18 protein-coding genes, 1 pseudogene and 1 riboswitch are annotated in these 17299 nt (G+C 70.3%); of the genes and pseudogenes, 11 read left to right on the forward strand and 8 right to left on the reverse strand.

Annotated elements, in window-relative coordinates; translation table 11 throughout:
• Window positions 1-47 precede the first annotated feature (47 nt).
• Window positions 48-278, reverse strand: a complete 231-nt coding sequence (locus ACIRU3_RS08930; RefSeq protein ID WP_404053486.1) for a LuxR C-terminal-related transcriptional regulator — start codon at window positions 276-278, stop codon at window positions 48-50.
• A 125-nt stretch (window positions 279-403) separates the two neighbouring features.
• Between ACIRU3_RS08930 and ACIRU3_RS08935 the strand changes: the two genes are divergently transcribed.
• Window positions 404-856 (forward strand): hypothetical protein, encoded by a 453-nt coding sequence (locus ACIRU3_RS08935; protein ID WP_404053489.1) that lies wholly within the window; start codon window positions 404-406, stop codon window positions 854-856.
• 8 nt (window positions 857-864) lie between these two features.
• Here the strand turns inward: ACIRU3_RS08935 and ACIRU3_RS08940 are convergent, their stop codons facing one another.
• Window positions 865-1740, reverse strand: a complete 876-nt coding sequence (locus ACIRU3_RS08940) for a helix-turn-helix transcriptional regulator (protein WP_404053492.1) — start codon at window positions 1738-1740, stop codon at window positions 865-867.
• Between the two features lie 883 nt (window positions 1741-2623).
• Here ACIRU3_RS08940 and ACIRU3_RS08945 point away from each other — a divergent pair.
• Together ACIRU3_RS08945 and ACIRU3_RS08950 are read left to right on the forward strand one after the other, a co-directional pair.
• Window positions 2624-3433 carry an alpha/beta fold hydrolase gene (locus ACIRU3_RS08945; protein WP_404053495.1) on the forward strand — a complete coding sequence of 270 codons (810 nt, stop codon included), beginning with the start codon at window positions 2624-2626 and terminating at the stop codon, window positions 3431-3433.
• Window positions 3430-4836: a DHA2 family efflux MFS transporter permease subunit gene (locus tag ACIRU3_RS08950; protein ID WP_404053498.1), complete on the forward strand. Its 1407-nt coding sequence runs from the start codon at window positions 3430-3432 to the stop codon at window positions 4834-4836. The genes ACIRU3_RS08945 and ACIRU3_RS08950 overlap by 4 nt, the downstream gene beginning before the upstream one ends.
• Before the next feature lie 307 nt (window positions 4837-5143).
• On the opposite strand, the gene ACIRU3_RS08955 is transcribed toward ACIRU3_RS08950, so the two are convergent.
• Window positions 5144-6406 carry an acetyl-CoA carboxylase biotin carboxylase subunit family protein gene (locus ACIRU3_RS08955; RefSeq protein ID WP_404053501.1) on the reverse strand — a complete coding sequence of 421 codons (1263 nt, stop codon included), beginning with the start codon at window positions 6404-6406 and terminating at the stop codon, window positions 5144-5146.
• Between the two features lie 212 nt (window positions 6407-6618).
• On the opposite strand from ACIRU3_RS08955, the gene ACIRU3_RS08960 reads away from it, so the two are divergent.
• Together ACIRU3_RS08960 and ACIRU3_RS08965 are read left to right on the forward strand one after the other, a co-directional pair.
• Window positions 6619-7788: an AMP-binding protein gene (locus ACIRU3_RS08960; protein WP_404053504.1), complete on the forward strand. Its 1170-nt coding sequence runs from the start codon at window positions 6619-6621 to the stop codon at window positions 7786-7788.
• Window positions 7789-8079: 291 nt separating this feature from the next.
• Window positions 8080-8277 (forward strand): annotated as a pseudogene (locus ACIRU3_RS08965) (FAD-dependent monooxygenase); the annotation flags it as partial.
• Between the two features lie 224 nt (window positions 8278-8501).
• Here the strand turns inward: ACIRU3_RS08965 and ACIRU3_RS08970 are convergent.
• Window positions 8502-8909: a RidA family protein gene (locus ACIRU3_RS08970; RefSeq protein ID WP_404053506.1), complete on the reverse strand. Its 408-nt coding sequence runs from the start codon at window positions 8907-8909 to the stop codon at window positions 8502-8504.
• A 141-nt stretch (window positions 8910-9050) separates the two neighbouring features.
• On the opposite strand from ACIRU3_RS08970, the gene ACIRU3_RS08975 reads away from it, so the two are divergent.
• Complete coding sequence (locus ACIRU3_RS08975; protein WP_404053509.1) at window positions 9051-9431, forward strand: winged helix-turn-helix transcriptional regulator; 381 nt, start codon at window positions 9051-9053, stop codon at window positions 9429-9431.
• Here the strand turns inward: ACIRU3_RS08975 and ACIRU3_RS08980 are convergent.
• Window positions 9413-10270 (reverse strand): NAD(P)H-binding protein, encoded by an 858-nt coding sequence (locus tag ACIRU3_RS08980; RefSeq protein ID WP_404053512.1) that lies wholly within the window; start codon window positions 10268-10270, stop codon window positions 9413-9415. The genes ACIRU3_RS08975 and ACIRU3_RS08980 overlap by 19 nt on opposite strands.
• The gene (locus tag ACIRU3_RS08985; RefSeq protein WP_404053515.1) at window positions 10267-10701 is read right to left on the reverse strand and encodes a nuclear transport factor 2 family protein; all 435 of its coding nucleotides are present in this window, start codon (window positions 10699-10701) and stop codon (window positions 10267-10269) included. Before ACIRU3_RS08985 ends, ACIRU3_RS08980 begins: the two co-directional genes overlap by 4 nt.
• A gap of 92 nt (window positions 10702-10793) precedes the next feature.
• Between ACIRU3_RS08985 and ACIRU3_RS08990 the strand changes: the two genes are divergently transcribed.
• Entirely contained in the window at window positions 10794-11438 is a 645-nt protein-coding gene (locus ACIRU3_RS08990) for a TetR/AcrR family transcriptional regulator (protein ID WP_404053517.1), read from the forward strand.
• 169 nt (window positions 11439-11607) lie between these two features.
• Window positions 11608-11730: riboswitch (cobalamin riboswitch) on the forward strand.
• Between the two features lie 60 nt (window positions 11731-11790).
• On the forward strand, window positions 11791-12246 hold the full coding sequence (locus ACIRU3_RS08995; protein ID WP_404053520.1) for a (2Fe-2S) ferredoxin domain-containing protein: 456 nt from the start codon (window positions 11791-11793) through the stop codon (window positions 12244-12246).
• 153 nt (window positions 12247-12399) lie between these two features.
• Here the strand turns inward: ACIRU3_RS08995 and ACIRU3_RS09000 are convergent, their stop codons facing one another.
• Window positions 12400-12945: a universal stress protein gene (locus tag ACIRU3_RS09000; RefSeq protein ID WP_404053523.1), complete on the reverse strand. Its 546-nt coding sequence runs from the start codon at window positions 12943-12945 to the stop codon at window positions 12400-12402.
• Window positions 12946-13265: 320 nt separating this feature from the next.
• Here ACIRU3_RS09000 and ACIRU3_RS09005 point away from each other — a divergent pair, with 320 nt between their 5' ends.
• The 3 genes from ACIRU3_RS09005 (at window position 13266) to ACIRU3_RS09015 (ending at window position 16194) form a co-directional block, all read left to right on the forward strand.
• The gene (locus ACIRU3_RS09005; protein ID WP_404053526.1) at window positions 13266-13697 is read left to right on the forward strand and encodes an SAV_915 family protein; all 432 of its coding nucleotides are present in this window, start codon (window positions 13266-13268) and stop codon (window positions 13695-13697) included.
• A 13-nt stretch (window positions 13698-13710) separates the two neighbouring features.
• A complete protein-coding gene (gene lysA / locus ACIRU3_RS09010; RefSeq protein WP_404053529.1) occupies window positions 13711-15045 on the forward strand; it encodes a diaminopimelate decarboxylase in 1335 nt (444 codons plus the stop codon).
• A 315-nt stretch (window positions 15046-15360) separates the two neighbouring features.
• Entirely contained in the window at window positions 15361-16194 is an 834-nt protein-coding gene (locus ACIRU3_RS09015; RefSeq protein ID WP_404053533.1) for an SDR family NAD(P)-dependent oxidoreductase, read from the forward strand.
• An 83-nt stretch (window positions 16195-16277) separates the two neighbouring features.
• Here ACIRU3_RS09015 and meaB read toward each other — a convergent pair whose 3' ends face one another.
• Window positions 16278-17297 carry a methylmalonyl Co-A mutase-associated GTPase MeaB gene (gene meaB / locus ACIRU3_RS09020; RefSeq protein WP_404053536.1) on the reverse strand — a complete coding sequence of 340 codons (1020 nt, stop codon included), beginning with the start codon at window positions 17295-17297 and terminating at the stop codon, window positions 16278-16280.
• Between the last annotated feature and the right edge of the window lie 2 nt (window positions 17298-17299).

A 17299-nucleotide genomic window follows, 5' to 3' on the forward strand; every position in this document is an offset into this window, starting at 1 on the left:
AACGGGTTCGCGCACATCCACGGGCGGGACGCTCATCGAGCGGGCCCTCAGTAACGACCGTGGTCATGTGCGACGTTCGTCATGGCAGGTCGGCGTGGCGCCGGGCAGGCGGCGCAGTTACGGCTGCGGGCGCCGACGGCGATGCCGAGCTGGAAGCGGTTGTTGATGCCCAACTCGTCCATCATGGAACGGAGCATGTAGGTCACGGTGCGACGGCTGACACCGAGCTGCCGGGCCGCGCTGGCATCGGTATGACCGGTGGCCAGCAAGGCGATCAACTTTTCGTGGCGGTTCTCGATCGTCTCACTCGGACTGAACGGAGGTGCGGTGATGGCGCGTTGATGTATTCGGTCACAATTGTCGCACATTACTCGAACCAATCTGAGATTGTCATCCTGGTCGAATGATGAAGAACCCCCGGCCCTACCCATTGGGGCAGGACATCGGGACGATCACGCATGCTTGGGCGGGACTGATGCCGGTCCGTGCGGGTGCCGGCACTGCTGAAGACGCCGTTGGAAACGAAATGCCTCAGCGAGGGAGAAATCCGGGGGTGATGGCCTCGCCCGCCTCCATGACGACCACTTTCTCGATCTCCTCGAAACAGGACAACGATGTCAAGTGGGGTCTTTGCATGCGGCAGAATCTGAACCAGGCTGCTGTAGGCGATCTGTTCGGAGTGAGCCAGCCGGCCCTGTCAGGGTTTATTGTGCTGTCCTTCCAGTTCTCCAACACCAACTGCCTCGGCCGGAACCCTGCACAAGCACGATCGGGAGAACAAATTCCACCGTTCCCCTCCGATCCCGCCGCCCCGTCCAGGTGCCACTCGAAACGCTACGGTCGATCGGCGGACTGAGCCACGCACTATCGATGCGTGGATACGGCATCCCCCAGCACGTATGAAAGCCTGGTCAACCGCAGTTGGGTGGGTGTGCCCGGAACCGCGTGGAGCGAGAACAGACGCTGCCGCGACCGCGAACTCATCATCAGCGCGTAGTCGAAGTCCAGGCGGCCGACCCGGTCGTCCAGCACGCTCACCATCGGAGCGGGGGCCCTGGAGACCTGGTGCTCGTCCCACATCCGCGTGAATTCCGTGCTCGCCATGCGCAGATCGGCCACCAGTGCGGCCGCGGCCGTGTCGTATCCGCGCTCGGCCACGATGACGCGCAGGTACGCGACGTAATTGCGGCCGATGGCCTCCTGGTGCTCCGCCGAGTTCAGCACCGGCCGGCGCCAGCGGCCCGAGCAGAACCAGCACCAGAACATGTTTCCCTCCCAGCCGGGCAGGCCGGCGACGAGGCCGAACAGCGTCGTGTGCAGCTCGTTCTGTGCCGTGACGGTGGCGAGGTCGTCCACGACGAACGCCGGGGACGTCGCCGCCACCGCCCGCATGACCGACAGCAGTTCGGGATCGACGACGCCGTCCGGTTTCGCCACCGTGGGCTCGGTGCGACCGGCCAGCAGGTACAGGTAGGCACGCTCGTCCGGGCCCAGCCGCAACGCGCGGGCCAGCCCGGCGAGTATGGCGGCCGACGGCTGCGGGCCACGGCTCTGCTCCAGCCGTTCGTAGTAGGTCGTCGACATGTTCGCCAGGCGCGCCACCTCGTCCCGGCGCAGCCCCGGTGTCCGGCGCCGTTGACCGGTCTGCAGCCCGACCATCTCCGGTGACAACGCGTCACGTCGCCGGCGCAGGAAATCGGCCAGCGCCTCCCGCGTGGTCGACTCGGTGTTCTCCGGCATCGGCTACACCGTCCCGCACAGGCCACAAGACACCCGCCCTGGTAATGCGTTGGTGATCATCGCCTCGAGGACGACTTCTAAGCCTCGGAAGGCTTCGATGCCAAGGGCTTGGCGGTGGGGCGTGACGGCCACATTCACTCCTTTGCGGTAGGGGAGACCGAGCCTAGAGCCATGCGTGCGGAGATCCGGAGGGGGCTCGCGGGCTGCGCAGCCAGTGGACAGAGCCGACGTTCTCCGTGATCTTGGACGCTCGATCTTTGTGCCGCAAGGGCGTGTTGGTGCCGGCGGCCGGTCCCGACCGGTGTGACGTGACCCCGGACCTTGAGGTTGCGAGCAGGGCCCGGAAACTCCTCCGCCGACGCGGCTCTACTGCGCCGTACTCCCAACTCCCGTGCCTCGTAAAGGAGTTGAGCTGACGCTTATTTGCTGACGCGATCCGTCGTCTTCGGAGCGTCGACGCCCGGGGAAGCGCGGTGGCGGCCGGCCACGGCGCGGCCGGCAGACAGATTACGTAGGAGTGACATCTCCGGCCGGGGCTGCCCGCGGCGGGTGACGCCCTCGCCGCCCTCGCCCACCACCTCACTCGCCCGCTCGGCATCCTCGCCGTCACCACCTGGCCGGCCACCCGGAATCCCCCCGGCAAATCCAGGCTCCAGTAATCCCCCGTTAATAACACTCGGGGCAGGCCTTTCGATTCTTGTCATCTTGGTCGAGGTCTTCCGGCGATGACCTGCGTCTATAAAATTCATTTATCGACGCTTCGGAATGCGCGATTGCGCGGCGGCCGAACATAAGAAAGTTTGATCACCGCCCGGAGCGTAGTTTCGTGGGCCGGCCGTATATTTTGATCACCGCATCCGGGGTATCGATTGGAGCTTTGACCATGCTCGAAGTGATTCATCATGTCCGGCGCCCCGGTGCCGGGCCGACCGTGCTGTTCGTTCCCGGTCTGGGAATGACCTCGCACTGTTTCGCGCACATGGCGGCCGGCCTGGGCCCGGACCATGACGTCGTCACCGTGGACCTGCGCGGGCACGGGGCCAGCCCGGAACCCCCGCTCGGCTGGACCCTCGAGGACGCGGCGGCCGATCTGGCGCAGGTCGTCGAGCAGTTGGACCTGCACGATGTCACGCTCGTCGGGTGGTCGCTCGGCGCGACCGTCACCTACAACTATGTCGACCGGTACGGGACCGACCGGGTCTCCCGGCTGGTCTCCGTGGAGATGTCGCCGCACCTGCTGCGGGAGGAGGGCTGGGAGCACGCGGCGTTCGGTGGTCTGGACGCGGTCGGCGCGCTGCAGGCGACCCAGCAGCAGTGGACCGACCCGGACGCGTACCTCACAGCCCTGATCGAGAACTGTTTCGCGTCCGGGAGTGAACCCGAACCCGGCGCGCTGCAGCCGCTGTTGGCCGAATCGCTGAAGACGTCGCGGCTGGCGCTGCTGGCCCTGTGGAGCGGGGTCCTCACCCAGGACTGGCGCGAGCGGATCGGTGCGCTGACGCTGCCGACGTTGCTGCTGCACGGGGCGAAGAGCCGGATCTTTCCCACCGAGGTCGGCAAGTGGCTGCTTGATGCGCTCCCCGACGCCCGGCTTGAGATGTTCTCCGAGAGTGGCCACGCTCCCTTCCTGGAGGAACCGGACCGGTTCGTCCGCGTGCTCCGCGACTTCATGGACGGGACGGCGGGCGTGTGAGTCGGCTGCGCGGCAACCCTTGGGCGACGCTGGTGGTGTTGTCCCTGGGCTACTTCATGACCTTGCTGGACTCCACGATCGTCACCATCGCGATCCCCAGCATCATCGACTCGTTGCACGCCACGCTGCCCCAGGTGCTGTGGGCGTTGAACAGCTACATCATCGCCATCACCGTACTGTTGATCACCGCGGGCCGCCTCGGCGACCGGTACGGCCCGCGGCAGATATTCGTCGTGGGCGTCCTGCTCTTCACCGTCGCGAGCCTGCTGTGCGGGCTCGCGACGGTGCCCGGCATTCTGGTGGGTGCCCGCGTGCTGCAGGGTGCCGGTGCCGCGCTGCTCATGCCGCAGAGCCTGACCCTGATCGTGGCCTCTTTCCCGCGCGAACGGCGCGGCACCGCACTGGGGGTGTGGGGCGCGATCGGCGGGGTGGCCTCGGTGCTCGGCCCGTCTCTCGGCGGCCTGCTGATCAACGTGGCCGGCTGGCGGTGGATCTTCCTCATCAACCTGCCGATCGGCGTGCTCGTCGTGGTGGCGGGCCTGACGATCGTCCCGGACCTGCGCACGGGCCGGCAGCACTCCTTGGACCTGCTCGGCGTCGGTGTCGCCTCGGTGGCCCTCGCCTGCTTCGCCTACGCCGTGACCAACGGCGCGGATCACCACTGGGGCCCCCTTGTCTGGGCACTGCTGGTGGCAGCCGCGCTGTTCGGCACCGGCTTCACCGTCCGCCAGCGGCATCGCCAGGACAGTGATCCGCTGGTGCCCTTCGCCCTCTTACGGATCCGCAGCTACACCGTGACGCTCGGGATCGCCGCCGCGATCACCGGTGCCACCTTCGCCATCACGGTGGTGGCCGCGCTGTACTTCCAGTCGGTGCTCGGCCTGAGCGCCTTCCGGGCAGGGCTGATCCTGGCGCCGGCCTCGGCGATGTCCATGCTGATCGCCCTCGTCGCCGGCCGGCTGGCCGACCGGATCGAGGGCCGGTACATCCTGCTGACCGGCATGGTCGTTCAGGGTGCCGGCATCCTGTGGACCGCGCTGCTGATGACGGGATCGGTGCACTGGACGGCCTTCCTGGCCCCGATGGCGGTCATCGGCATGGGCAACGGCTGCTCGATCGCGCCCAGGACGACGGTCGCCATGCGCGACGTCCCCCAGGAAATGACGGGTGCGGCCTCCGGGATCCTGGAGACGATGCGGCAGCTGGGCGCGATGGTCTTCACCGCCGGCGTCGTGGCGCTGGTGCAGGGTCTGCAGTCGGTGACGGGCGGCAGCGGCGCGGCGATGCGCGCCGCCACGGTCCTGCCGATCGCGGCGCTGGCTCTCGGCGCCGTCGCCTGCCTGGCGCTGCCGCGCGAGGCGGCTGAGCCCGCCGTGCATGCCCGACCGGTACCGTCCGACTGACGGCGACCGACCTGAGGAGTGCGGCTTTCCCGGCGGTGAACAGGACTCCGGACAAGTCCTGTCGTCCCGGGTCAGCGGCACTCCTCTCGCCTGTGGTCGGGCTGGTGCCGCTGCAGGCGGCGTTTGCCCGTCGAGGAGCGGCGTCCGGTGCGTGCTCTGGGGCCCGGGCCGGAGGCCGGGGGAGTGCCGGCCGGAAGCCCTCGTACGGGACGTACTCGGGCTTTCGGCACTGTGCGGCGAGTGGGGGTACCCCCGCTGGGGGAGCGTGCCGGGCGTCGCGACGGGGCGAACGTCGCCCGCCGCGGCACTAGCTTCCGGAACCGCTCTGTCCGGGCGTGTGCTGGAGGAGGAAGCTGATGTTCTCGTGGACGGAAGCGTGATCGCCGGACACGAACAGGGCATGGCCTGCTCGCCAGTACCGGATGCGCAGGCCTTCGTACTCGAAGACCTTCGGGGCCCGGCGGCGGTCGACGTCGATCGAGGCGACGGCCTCGGGGTGCGGGAAGGCATAGGACGGCCAGGTGAAGGGAGCGTCGGTCGGACCATTGAAGAAGCCCACGCCGTAGTGGTCGCCGGTCGGCCGGGGCCGGCTCGGGGCGCGGCCGTTGAGCATCGCGTCGAAGTACGCCTCGTACGGACGTATCTCGTACGCCGATTCGAGCAGCTCGACGACGCGGTCGCCGGGGTAGCGGGTGTGGATCTCGACAAGCTCGATCCGGTCGTCGAGCAGCTTGATCTCGGCGTGCATCGGCGAGGTGACGAAGCCCAGCGCCGACACGACGGCCTGCAGGTACTCCTCGACCTGCGCGGTCCGCTCCTCGGTGTACTTGCTGGGCACCACATGGCCGACTTCCTCGAAGTGCGGCATACCGGTGTTGACCTTGTCGGTCAGGGTGAACAGCGTGAGCCGGCCGTCGACGACGAGACCCTCGGCGCTGATCTCGGGGCCCGGCACGTACTCCTCGACGATGACCTCGTGCGTACGGTGGTCCCCGGACAGATGAGCCACCCGGACGTCACGGTCGGGGCGATTGGTCTCGGCCAGGTCGTAGGGCTCGAAGACGCGCGCCAGCTCGGAACGGTCGGCGACGAAGGTCACGCCGTGGCTGCCGCTGAACGATCGCGGCTTGACCACCACCGGCGGCTCCAGGCCGCCGAGCAGGTCCTCGGGCGAAAGCAGCGAACTCCGGTGGAAACCGACCTGGGTGAGCCCGTGCTCGCGCAGCACTTCGCGGGTCCCCGCCTTGTCCAGGACGCGGGCCTCGACGGCGGACGGCGTGCCGGGGATGCCGAGTTGCTCGCGTACGGCCGCCGCCAGCTCCATGGAGAACTCGGTGATGGCAAGGACGGTGGCCGGCTCGGCGTCGCGCACGCAGTCGGCGACGAGCAACGGGTCGAGCGCCTTGACGGTCCGGGTCTGCACGGCGGTCTGTTCGCCGATCTGCGCGAGGGACTCGGGTGTGTCGACGACGAGGAGCGAGGCGCCGAGTGTGGCCGCGTCACGGACGGCGTCGTCCAGTTCGTGGACGCTCCACGGGACTCCGACCAGCACGACGGTCTTAGTATTCATCCCGCTATTTTCCACACACAGACAGTGCGTCGACAATGCCGGATAGTTGCAGGAATTGTTATCGGTCGATCAAAAATCATTATTGGACCGCTCCGCCGCAGCTTGCATAGGGTTTATTTGACCTAGTGCCACACGGCGTGCGAATTATTCGAATGAATAGACAGTGTATTTCGTGCACGCCTGTGTCCCTTCATCGATCTGCCAGGAGAATCATGATCGGAACCATCGACCGGGAGATCCTGCTCGCTCACGCCCGGATGATCGCCTCGTCCGGCGGGAAGGCAGTCCCCGAGGGGGCGCAAGAGCTTTCCGACCTGGAGATCTGTGGTCCTGCCGAGATAACGGCGATGACCAGGGCGGCGGCCGGACGTGACGGCAGCGTGCTCGTCTCCAGCGGCGGCACCACGGGCACCCCGAAGCTGACCTACCTGCCCCACGACATGGCCTTCGACCGACTCCTGCCCGTCTGGCGCCCGGTGGGCGTCGGCGACGTCGTGCTCAACCTCTATGACGCCGGCCGCATGTGGGGCACCCACTATTTCGTGCAGAAGCTCGCCGAGCGCACCGAATCCACGGTGATCCCCTCGGGACCGATGACGGCCGAGGAGCTCGAACTCCGGCTTCCGATGCTCCGCGAGGTCGGCGTCAGCGCTCTGGCCAGTGTTCCGTCCGTTCTCGCCGATTTCGCCGAGACCGTGCTCAAGACCGGAGTGAAGCCACCGGTCAAGACCATCATCTGGATGGGCGAGGCATGGACGGAGTCCAAGCGGGAGCTGGTTCGACGGGCCTTTCCCGATGTCCAGCTGTGGGGCATCTACGGCTCGGTCGAGACCTGGGCGATGGGGTCCAACCGGCCCGAGTGCGACGAGGCGACGCTCCATCTGCTCGCGGACGAGATCTTCGAGCTGGAAGAGGCGGGTGCCTTGCTGACCCGGGCCGGCGACGGATGGACCGTGCCCGTCGTCCGTTATCGCCTCGGTGACCGCATCGAGGCAGCGGAGTGCCGCTGCGGACGCGGCGACGCCTTTCGGGTCTTGGGACGTGCCGACGACGGCTTCAGCCTTCTCGGCAACTATGTCAACATCGCGGACATCGTCGAGTCCGCGCGGCAGTGCCCGGGCGTCCTGGATGCCCAGCTCGTGCTCGTCCGCGACACCGACATGGCCGACGCGGCGCGTTCGATGACCGTCGAATACACCGGGACGGCCGCCCCGGAAGCCGTCCGGAGCCTGCTGACGGGGAGCAACGTGCGGCTCGGCACCGTCGACAGCCAGCACCCCGAGGCGATCTCCGCCCGTATGGTCGACCGGTTGCGCCGCATCACGAGGACGAACAAGACGCCGGCCGCGGTCTGGCAGGACGCACTCGGCAGCGGTTCTTAGACCGTGTACTGCGTGGTGAGGGGGACGGGCCGTGTGCGGCAGCGCCGCAGCTGCAGGCGGTCACCCGCCGCATCGGCCTTCGCCGGTGCGGCATGCCGCCCACTTGGTCCGGCCGTGCCACCGGTGAGGTCACGTCAGCTGCGGATCAAGTCCTGGAACCCGCCAGGGTCGTGACCCCCTCGGGCGGGCTCTCCGGGGCATGGCGGCGGGCTCTCGTCCAGGTCTTGGGCGTCCTCGGCGTCGACCCCGGCAGCCGGCAGCCAGGGAGCCGGTGGTGAGATTCGCCCGGCCGTGGCGGTCGGGGCCGGAGGCTTCGGGAGGCCTGGGCGGCGAGCCACCGCGCCGCCTTGTCCGACGCGGAACGAGTCGTCGGTCACCGTCCAGTCCGTCGGCCAGGGCAGCGTCTCGATCCGTCACGCCTCCTTCGTCGTCGGCTGCGACGGTGCCGGGAGCACCGTCCGCAAAGCCGCGGGCATTGCTTCCCGGGGACGAACGCCACCGCGTACGGCTTCGTCGGTGAAGTCCTCCTCGACAGCCCTCCGCAGGGAGCCGCCTGGCACACGGCGGAGGGCGAACCGGCCGTCGTACCCGTCTTCGGCCGCGGACCCTGCCGTTCGGCGCGGCCACCGTGTCGAGTTCCCCAGCCCGGTGATCGGCACGGCCGGCCGAAGTCCGGCAGGTGCGGGTTTCCGGGCGGGCGACGCGCTGTCGGTTCAGTCGATGACCGCCGTGGCCTCGATCTCGACGAGGTGGTCGGGTACGTCGAGTGCCGCAACGCCCAGCAGTGTGGCCGGCGGTACCGGGGTGACTCCCAGTTTCGCGGCCGCCCGGGACACCCCGTCCATGAGCAGCGGCATCTTGTCGGGGGTCCAGTCGACGACGTAGACGGTCAGTTTCGCCACGTCGTCGAAGGAGGCGCCGACCTCGGCCAGAGCGGTGGCGGTGTTGAGGTAGCACTGCTCGACCTGGGCGGCGAGGTCGCCCTCGCCGACCGTGACCCCGTCGGCATCGCCGGCGACCTGCCCGGCGATGAAGACCAGTTTCGACCCCGTCGCGACCGACACCTGCCGGTAGGCGTCGACCTTCGGCAGTCCGGTGGGGTTCACCAGGGTGATGGCCATGCTGACTTCCTCCTCCGCGCGAGGGCTTGTGGGTCCGCTCGCGGCGGACGGAGCCCTCGTAGTCACTTGTGGTTACTCGGGAACCGTAGGAGAGTGGTCGCTGACATGGAAGAACGCACTTTTCGGTGACTGGGGAACCTGATGGTGACCAAGCAGCTCAAGGGCTTGCCCGAGGACGCGGACCTGAGGCGAGCGGACTCGCTGGGGCGGGAGATTTTCTCCGACGTGGCCAACAAGTGGGCGCTTCTGATCATCGAGTGTCTCGGTGAGAGCACCCTTCGCTTCACCGAGCTGCGGGACGGGGTCGAGGGCGTCAGTCACAAGATGCTCACTCAGAACCTGCGCATGCTGGAGCGCAACGGCCTGGTCGAGCGGACGGTGCACCCCACCGTTCCCCCGCGGGTCGAGTACCACCTCACGGAGCCGGGTCTCGCCCTGCGAGTGACGATCGACGCACTGTGCGGCTGGACCCACCGCTACCTCGGCCACATCGAGGCCTCCCGTCACCGCTTCGACGCCTGACGCGTCAGCTCCCGTTCGGCGACCGCCCGGAAGCTGTGTGGCGGCCGGCCGGTGAGACGCTGGACGGTGTCGGTGGTGCGGTCCTCGGCTCCCTCGGCGATGGCGCGGTCCATGCCCGCCAGCATGGCGGCGAACTCCGGCGGTATGGACGCGGCCAGTCGGTCACGCATCTGTTCGTAGGTCAGATTGCGATGGGTCACGGGGCGGCCGGTGACCTCTGTGACGATCACGGCGATGTCGTCGTGGCTGAGCGCCTCCGGTCCGGTCAGGACCAGATCGGTGTCGGGCGCGCGGTCGCCGGTCAGGGCATGTACGGCGACGGCGGCGATGTCGTCGGCGTCGACGAATCCGACCCGGCCGGTCCCGGCCGCGGTCAGGATGACGCCGTCCTCACGGATGCTGCGGGCGTGGGCGTGCGTGCCGGTGAAGTTCTGCATGAACCAGGAGGGCCGCAACACCGCCCACTGGTCGAACACACCGGGCAGGGCCTCGTGCACCGCTCCCACCGCCGGGCCCCCTTCGGGGACGGCCGAGGAGCTGAGCAGCACCGCGCGGTGCACGCCGGCGGCGCGGGCCGGGCGGAGGAAGGGCAGCATGACCGCGGCCGGGTCCGGGTCGCCCACGGGCGGGACGAGGTAGACGCGGTCGGCTCCGTCGAGCGCGGCGCCGAAGGTCGCGGGGTCGTACCAGTCGAAGCGGACGGGTTGCGCGCCCGGGAGCGGGGTGGCCCGACGGCCGGCGGCCCTGACGCGGTGGCCGGCGGCGATCAGCTGCGCGGTGGTACGGCTGCCGGTCGTTCCGGTGGCGCCGATGACCAGGATGGTGCCGGTGGGGGTCATCGGGCGCCTTCCGTGACGAAGTCCAGGCCGGGCTGCTGGACGGCGAGCGGGTTCCAGTAGTCGCGGTAGGAGGTGAAGCGTCCGTCCTCGACGGTCACGACGGCGATGTAGGTCATGTCGAAGGGGTTCCCTGTCTCGACGAGGCGGCCCACGCCGCGCATCTCGACCACGACGGTCCCGGGCTCGGTGGTCTCGTGGATCCGCACCTCGGGAAAGCCGTGCAGGTCGATGTGGTCGGGATAGTCGCGCATGTAGTCGGCGACGGCCTCCCTGCCTTCCAGCCGCTCCGGCCACCCCGGGGGCGCGAAGGGGAACTCCATGACGCCGTCCTCGGCCCACAGGCCGACCCAGGCGGGAATGTCCTTGTCCAGGAGCAGTTGCAGGCTCCGGCGGTACAGCTCCGCCGGCGAGGTGCTGGTGTCTGCGGGCATGAGTATCTCCGTCCCGTACGATACGGACCAGCGGTCCGCTTATGCTTCGAAAGATACGGACCGCCGGTCCGGATCGCAACTGGAGGAATCGCATGACCGAGCGCAAGCCGCGCAAGGACGCGGCCCGCAACAGGGCAGCCGCCCTCGCGGCCGCCGACGGGCTCTTCGCTCGGTGTCAGAGCCCCGAGGACCTGACCATGGCCGACATCGCAAGCGCGGCCGGCGTCGGCAAGGGAACGCTCTTCCGTGCCTTCGGCGACCGCGCCGGACTGCTCCGCGCGCTGTACGAGGCGCGGCTCGAACCGATCAGACGGGCCGTCGAGGAGGGTCCGCCGCCGCTCGGACCCGCCGGCCCGCCGCATCAGCGCGTACCGGCCCTGCTCGACGCCATCGTGTGCTTCAAGCTCGACAACCGCCGCCTCGCGCTGGCCCTGGAGGGAACCGGCGCGGACAGCCCCTACCGGACCGAACACTACGAGCGCTGGCACGCGCTGCTCCGGGAGGCGCTGGAGCGGATTCCTGGCCTGACCGACAGCGACTTCACCGCCCACGCGCTGCTCGCCGCCACCCGGGCCGACCTCGTCGAGCACCTGGCCGGAGAGAAGGGCGTGCCCCGCGAGGAGATCCGGGATCAGCTGGCCGGATTCACCACCGCACTCCTCGGCACCCGTGCAGAAGACGGCGCGGGCGCCGAGCACCGGGCACGTACCGGAGGGGGCGCGGACGCCGAACGCTGAGCACGGGCCGGCCGAACGCCCGCCGGGTTCGCCCGCACCTCCGGGTCCTCCGGCGCTCAGGCACACGGGGCGGGGGCGCCGTGGCCGCGAGCACGATCGGCGGGCGACCGGGTGACGGGAGGCGCGGCCGCCGATGGGATGATGATCGCTGACAAGGCGACGGCGATCCGAGGAAGCCGGTGTGAATCCGGCGCGGTCCCGCCACTGTGATCGGTGAGCGAGTTCCGACAGGCCACTGCCCGAGAGGGGCGGGGAGGCCGGGACGAGCGACGACCCGAGAGCCAGGAGACTCACGCGGTCGCCTCCTCGACGGACACCGGGGCGGATCTCCCCGGGGGAGGGGTGGTGCGGCATGCCCGAGAGGCCGGCCGAAGAGACGTTCGGCGACGAGGTGGCTCCGGAGAAGGACGAGGTGGCTCCGGAGAGAGCCGACCCGGTGCCGTGCCGTGTCGTCGTGTGCCGGGACTGCTGCTGCGGCAGTCCCAAGGTGATAGGCGTCGATCACGCGGCGCAGACCGCACGTCTGCGTGCGGAGGTGCCCGTGCGCATCTCCGCTTGCCTCGACGTGTGTGAGCAGGCCAACGTCATCGTCGTACAGCCCTCCGCCGCCGGCCGGGCAGCCGGTGGCCGGCCGGTGTGGCTGGGCCTGGTCAACGACCCCGACGCGGCCGAGGACATCACCGCCTGGGTGCGCGCGGGCGGCCCGGGCATCGCGCCGCTGCCGGAGATCCTCGACCTCTACGCCTTCACACCGCCTCGGCTCGCCACGGCCTCCCGGGAGCGGCGCCGAGTCGACGGCCCTCGCTGAGAACGGACCGGACGGCACCGAGCACGTCCTGGTCGCGGACCGGCGACAGCCCGGGGCGGGCGAGCAGGGCCAGGAGGAGGCGGGCGCAGGCCAGGTCCTGACGTCGGACTCCCGCCGCACGGGCGGACGGCGGGAGTCCGACGACAGGACGACCTACGCCGTCCGCCCCAAGTCCCCGGTGTCCAGGCGCAGTCCGAGCGCGTTGCGGCGGTGCACGGCGGCCAGTTCCGTCTCCAGGGGCGACGGTGGCACCGCCAGGACCGGGCAGGTCGCGTGAGCCAGGCAGTAGCGGCCTGCCGAGGGGCAGAGGGCGCGGTGCAGTCGGCTGCGGCGTCCGGCGCCGATGACCAGGACGTCGGTCTCGCGGTCGGCGATCCGCACCAGCGCCGGGCCCGGAACACCCCGGGCGACCAGGGCGCGCATGGGGACAGCCGGGCCGGCGGCGCCGAACACGTCGCCGAGCGCGGTGAGCAGCCTCTCCCGGGCGAGGCGTTCCCACTCCGGGACCATGAAGGAAGCGGCCGGGGAGCGCCGGGCGGCCAGGTCTCCGCCGGGCGGCTCCCAGGCAAGTACCGGCCACAGCTCGGCCCCGCGGCGCCGGGCGTCGTCGGCGGCCCGGCACAGGGCGGTGAGACTCCCCAGTGAACCGCTGACCCCGACCACGACACGAGGGGCCGGGAGCGCGTCGGACTCGTGCATCACGTCACCGTTCTTCACTCGCCGCCGGGGTTTCGGGCCGGCGGTCCTTGTTGAAGCCGCGTCCATCCCACTCCCTTCCCGGGCCCGCGAACAGCCCCGTGCGCCAGTTCTTGGCGACCTTCTGACGGCCCGTGTCCAGGCTCGCGCCAGGGGTGTCAGCATCCCGTCAGCGTCGCCCCGATCACCGTCAGCATCCCGTCAGGAGACGTCCGGGAACCGGAGTGCGCGGGCATACCGTCGTCGCCTGGCCCCGGTCCGCTTCCCGGCCGGGGCCTCCAGTTCGGCCTGTCAACGACCTCGGATCCTCCAGGAGGCATCCCATGGCAGAACCCTTGTGCGACGACCCGGAGCCCTCTGATCGGTTCCCGGCCGGACCCCTGTACGTCCCGGTCCGGTCGGGTGCTGCCGGGTGTGCGACCCGTCTGTTCCGCACACCGCTCGGCGACCGCACGGCCGTCGCCTTCACCTCGGAGCGCGCCCTCACCGCCACCCTCGGCCCCGATCAGACCTGGATCAGGCTCGCCGAACCCGCGCTGCGCGCGCTGACCGAACCCCTCGGCGTCACCACCGTCACGGTCGACCCCCAGTTCACCGCTCCGGCTCCGACGCGCATCGAGGACATCTCCCACGGTCCGCGGACACACGTAGAGCACGGCTCGCGCCCGAGCACCTGGGATCCGCAGGCGGTCGGCGTGCTCCGGCTGACCGGCGCCGCCGCACTCGTCTCCGCGCTGTCGCTGTGGCTCGGCTGAGAGGGAACACACGATGACCACCGTCCACGAACCCGCACTCGCCGCGACCGCCGGCGAGCTGTCCGTCTGGCCCGCCTCCACCGCCGAACCCCACCCGGGCGACCTCGCCGTGGGCGGCGTACCCCTCGCCGAGATCGCCGACCGCTTCGGCACGCCCGTGTACGTCGTCGACGAGGACGAGGTCCGCGAACGCTGCCGCACCTACCGGCACGCCTTCCCCGACGCCGAAGTCCTGTACGCCGCCAAGGCGTTCCTGTGCCGCGCGATGGTGCACTGGATGGAGGAGGAGGGCCTCGGGCTCGACGTCTGCTCCGCCGGTGAACTGGAACTCGCCGTCACCACCGGCTTCCCGCCCGAGCGGATCGTCCTGCACGGCAACGCCAAGTCGCCGCGCGACCTGGAGGCCGCCCTGCGGCTCGGCGTCGGCCGCATCGTCATCGACAGCCCGTCGGAGATCGCCCGGCTGGCCGCCGCCGTCGGCCCCGACGGGCACCAGAAGGTGATGGTCCGCGTGGTGCCGGGCATCAGCGCGGGCGGTCACGAGAAGATCCGCACCGGCACGGACGACCAGAAGTTCGGCCTGTCCATCAGCGACGGATACGCCCAGCACGCCATCGCCCGGATACTCGACCAGCCGCAGCTCGAACTGACCGGCCTGCACTGCCACCTGGGCTCGCAGATCACCAGCGTCAAGCCGTATCTGATCGCTGTACGACGCCTGGTGGGCCTCATGGCCCGGCTGCACCAGCAGCACGGACTCGTCCTTCCCGAACTCGACCTCGGCGGCGGCCACGGCATCGCCTACCGCCCCGGCGAAGAGGCCCTGGACGTGACCGCGCTGGCCCGCAAGGTCCGCACCGAGCTGACCGAGGCATGCGCGTCGGCCGGACTCCCCGTGCCCCGGCTCATCATCGAACCGGGCCGTGCCATCGCCGGACCCGCCGGCGTCGCCCTCTACCGCGTCCTCGCCGTCAAACACACCGGCGACCATGTCTTCGTGGCCGTGGACGGCGGCATGAGCGACAACCCGCGGCCCGCCCTGTACGGAGTGCGGTACGCGCCACGCCTGGTGGGCCGGCGCGGCAGCGCCACCCTGGCCCCGGTGACCGTAGTGGGCCGGCACTGCGAGGCCGGTGACATCGTCGCCGACGGCGTCCGCCTCCCCGACGACGTACACCCCGGTGACCTGCTGGCCGTCCCCGTCGCCGGCGCCTACCACCTGTCCATGGCCTCCGGCTACAACCTCGTCGGCCGTCCGCCGGTGACCGCCGTGCACGACGGCGGCGCCCGGCTGCTCGTCCGCCGCGAGTCCCTGGAGGACATCCGCAGCCGCGACGTGGGCCTTTAGCCCCGGTCGCGCCCTTCGAGCCACCTCGGGGCGAGCCCTGGCCCGGCCCTCGCCCCGAGGTGTTCCAACCCTGTTTTCCGATGGATATGGGGACCCTGTGACGGCCGAGAACGGCGTCAACCTCGTCGCCGTGGCCACCGGAGCCGCCCTCATCCTGGCGCTGGTCGACTTCCTGCCGCCCCCTCGCTCGGATCCCCCGCGGAGGGACTGCTCCAGCGGCGGGACGAGGACGTCGACGGGGACGCCGACGAGAATGCCGAGGAAGCGACGTAGGCTCGGAGGCTCTGTGTGATCCCGGCGGAAGGCTGAACTTCAGTGGCGGACAAGCGCGTTGTCATCGTGACCGGCGGAGGTACGGGCATCGGGGAGGCCACTGCCCGGCTGCTGCGCCAGGCGGGCCACCAGGTGGTCGTCTCCGGTCGGCGGGCCGAGCCCCTGCGGCGCGTCGAGCGGGAGACCGGTGCGCTCGCGCATCCGTCGGACGTCGGGGATCCCGATGCGGCCGAGGGGCTCGTCCGGGCGGCTCTGGCCGCGTACGGACGGCTCGACGGACTGGTGCTGAACGCGGGCATCGGACGGGGCGGAGCCGTGGGTGACCTGTCGCTGGCGGACTGGGACGAGGTGATGCGCACCAATGTCACCGGTCCGCTGCTGCTCCTGCGCGCCGCGATCCCGCACCTGCTGGAGAGCGCCGGGGCGGTGGTCGGCGTCGCCTCGGTCTCCGCACTGCGCAACGGCACGAGCAACGCCCCGTACGCCACGTCCAAGGCGGCCCTGCTCCAGCTCTGCCGTTCCGTCGCCGTCGACTACGGGCGCCAGGGCGTACGCGCCAACGTCGTGTGCCCCAGCTGGGTGCGGAGCGAGATGGCCGACCGGCGCATGGCGCGCTTCGCCGAGGAGACGGATCCGGGAGGCGGGGGCGTGGAGGCCGCCTATGAGGAGGCGACCAGGCTGCTTCCCGTGGGGCGGCCGGGTGAGCCGCGTGAGGTCGCGGAGGCCATCGGCTGGCTGCTGTCCCCGGCCGCGTCGTACGTCAACGGTGCCGTGCTGACCGTCGACGGCGGGGCCACGGCGCTTGACCCGGGGACGCTCGCCTTCGACTTCCACATCGCGCCGCGCCAGGACGCGGGCGCCGGCACTCCCGACTGACCACCGCGGCCGCACCGTACGTCATCCGTGCCCCAGCGGCCAGGAGTCCGTGTGCCGGCTCTCGCCCCGCCCGGACACCGGGATCAACCGCTCGCCGGAGCCCGGCCCTCCGCGGGCCGGTCGGTGCCCTCGAAGGCGCGCAGAAGGTGTTCCGCAGCCAAGGTGGCCGTCAACGTGCCGTCCCTGACCTGCTGTTCGAGGTCGGGGGCGGCCTCGCGTACCGCGGGGTTCGCGTGCAGGCGGCCCAGGAGTTCGTCGCGGACCATCGACCAGGTCCAGCCGACCTGCTGGTCCCGCCGCTTGGCGGTGAGCCGTCCGGTGGAGTCGAGGAGGGTGCGGTGCTGTTCCAGCCGGTCCCACACCACGTCCAGACCCGCCGACTCCCGGGCGCTGCAACTGAGCACCGGCGGCGTCCAGAACGTGTCCTTGCCATGCATCAGGCGCAGCGCGCCCGCCAGCTCACGGGCGGCGGCACGGGCGTCGCGCTCGTGGGGACCGTCGGCCTTGTTGACGGCGATGACGTCGGCCAGCTCCAGGACGCCCTTCTTGATGCCCTGCAGCTGATCGCCCGTGCGGGCCAGCGTGAGCAGCAGGAAGGAGTCGACCATGTCGGCGACCGCCGTCTCCGACTGCCCGACGCCGACGGTCTCGACGAGGATCACGTCGTAGCCGGCGGCCTCCATCACCACCATCGACTCGCGCGTCGCCTTCGCGACCCCGCCGAGCGTGCCCGCGCTGGGGGAGGGCCGGACGAAGGCGTTGGAATCGACCGCCAGGCGTTCCATCCGGGTCTTGTCGCCGAGGATCGAGCCGCCGGTGCGCGTGGAGGACGGGTCGACGGCGAGAACGGCCACCCGGTGACCCAGCGAGGTCAGCAGCGTGCCGAACGCGTCGATGAACGTCGACTTGCCCACGCCCGGCACCCCGCTGATGCCGATCCGCCGCGCCCGGCCGCTGTGCGGGAGCAGCTCGGTGAGCAACTCCTGCGCCAGCGCCCGGTGCTGGGGGCGGGTGGACTCGACGAGCGTGATGGCGCGGGCCACCAGGGCCCGCCTGCCGTCGAGCACACCCTTCACATACGTGTCGAGATCGATCGCTGCCATGC

Source organism: Streptomyces sp. NPDC101151, assembly GCF_044768335.1.
Taxonomy (GTDB): Bacteria; Actinomycetota; Actinomycetes; order Streptomycetales; family Streptomycetaceae; genus Streptomyces.

Coding starts and splice junctions, on each gene's coding strand:
- lysA (WP_404053529.1), top strand. CDS start 13,711: ATGACCACCGTCCACGAACCCGCACTCGCCGCGACCGCCGGCGAGCTG.
- ACIRU3_RS08940 (WP_404053492.1), bottom strand. CDS start 1,740: ATGCCGGAGAACACCGAGTCGACCACGCGGGAGGCGCTGGCCGATTTC.
- ACIRU3_RS08970 (WP_404053506.1), bottom strand. CDS start 8,909: ATGGCCATCACCCTGGTGAACCCCACCGGACTGCCGAAGGTCGACGCC.
- ACIRU3_RS09005 (WP_404053526.1), top strand. CDS start 13,266: ATGGCAGAACCCTTGTGCGACGACCCGGAGCCCTCTGATCGGTTCCCG.
- meaB (WP_404053536.1), bottom strand. CDS start 17,297: ATGGCAGCGATCGATCTCGACACGTATGTGAAGGGTGTGCTCGACGGC.
- ACIRU3_RS08960 (WP_404053504.1), top strand. CDS start 6,619: ATGATCGGAACCATCGACCGGGAGATCCTGCTCGCTCACGCCCGGATG.
- ACIRU3_RS08990 (WP_404053517.1), top strand. CDS start 10,794: ATGACCGAGCGCAAGCCGCGCAAGGACGCGGCCCGCAACAGGGCAGCC.
- ACIRU3_RS08995 (WP_404053520.1), top strand. CDS start 11,791: ATGCCCGAGAGGCCGGCCGAAGAGACGTTCGGCGACGAGGTGGCTCCG.
- ACIRU3_RS08980 (WP_404053512.1), bottom strand. CDS start 10,270: ATGACCCCCACCGGCACCATCCTGGTCATCGGCGCCACCGGAACGACC.
- ACIRU3_RS08935 (WP_404053489.1), top strand. CDS start 404: ATGATGAAGAACCCCCGGCCCTACCCATTGGGGCAGGACATCGGGACG.
- ACIRU3_RS08945 (WP_404053495.1), top strand. CDS start 2,624: ATGCTCGAAGTGATTCATCATGTCCGGCGCCCCGGTGCCGGGCCGACC.
- ACIRU3_RS09000 (WP_404053523.1), bottom strand. CDS start 12,945: ATGCACGAGTCCGACGCGCTCCCGGCCCCTCGTGTCGTGGTCGGGGTC.
- ACIRU3_RS08985 (WP_404053515.1), bottom strand. CDS start 10,701: ATGCCCGCAGACACCAGCACCTCGCCGGCGGAGCTGTACCGCCGGAGC.
- ACIRU3_RS08955 (WP_404053501.1), bottom strand. CDS start 6,406: ATGAATACTAAGACCGTCGTGCTGGTCGGAGTCCCGTGGAGCGTCCAC.
- ACIRU3_RS08975 (WP_404053509.1), top strand. CDS start 9,051: ATGGTGACCAAGCAGCTCAAGGGCTTGCCCGAGGACGCGGACCTGAGG.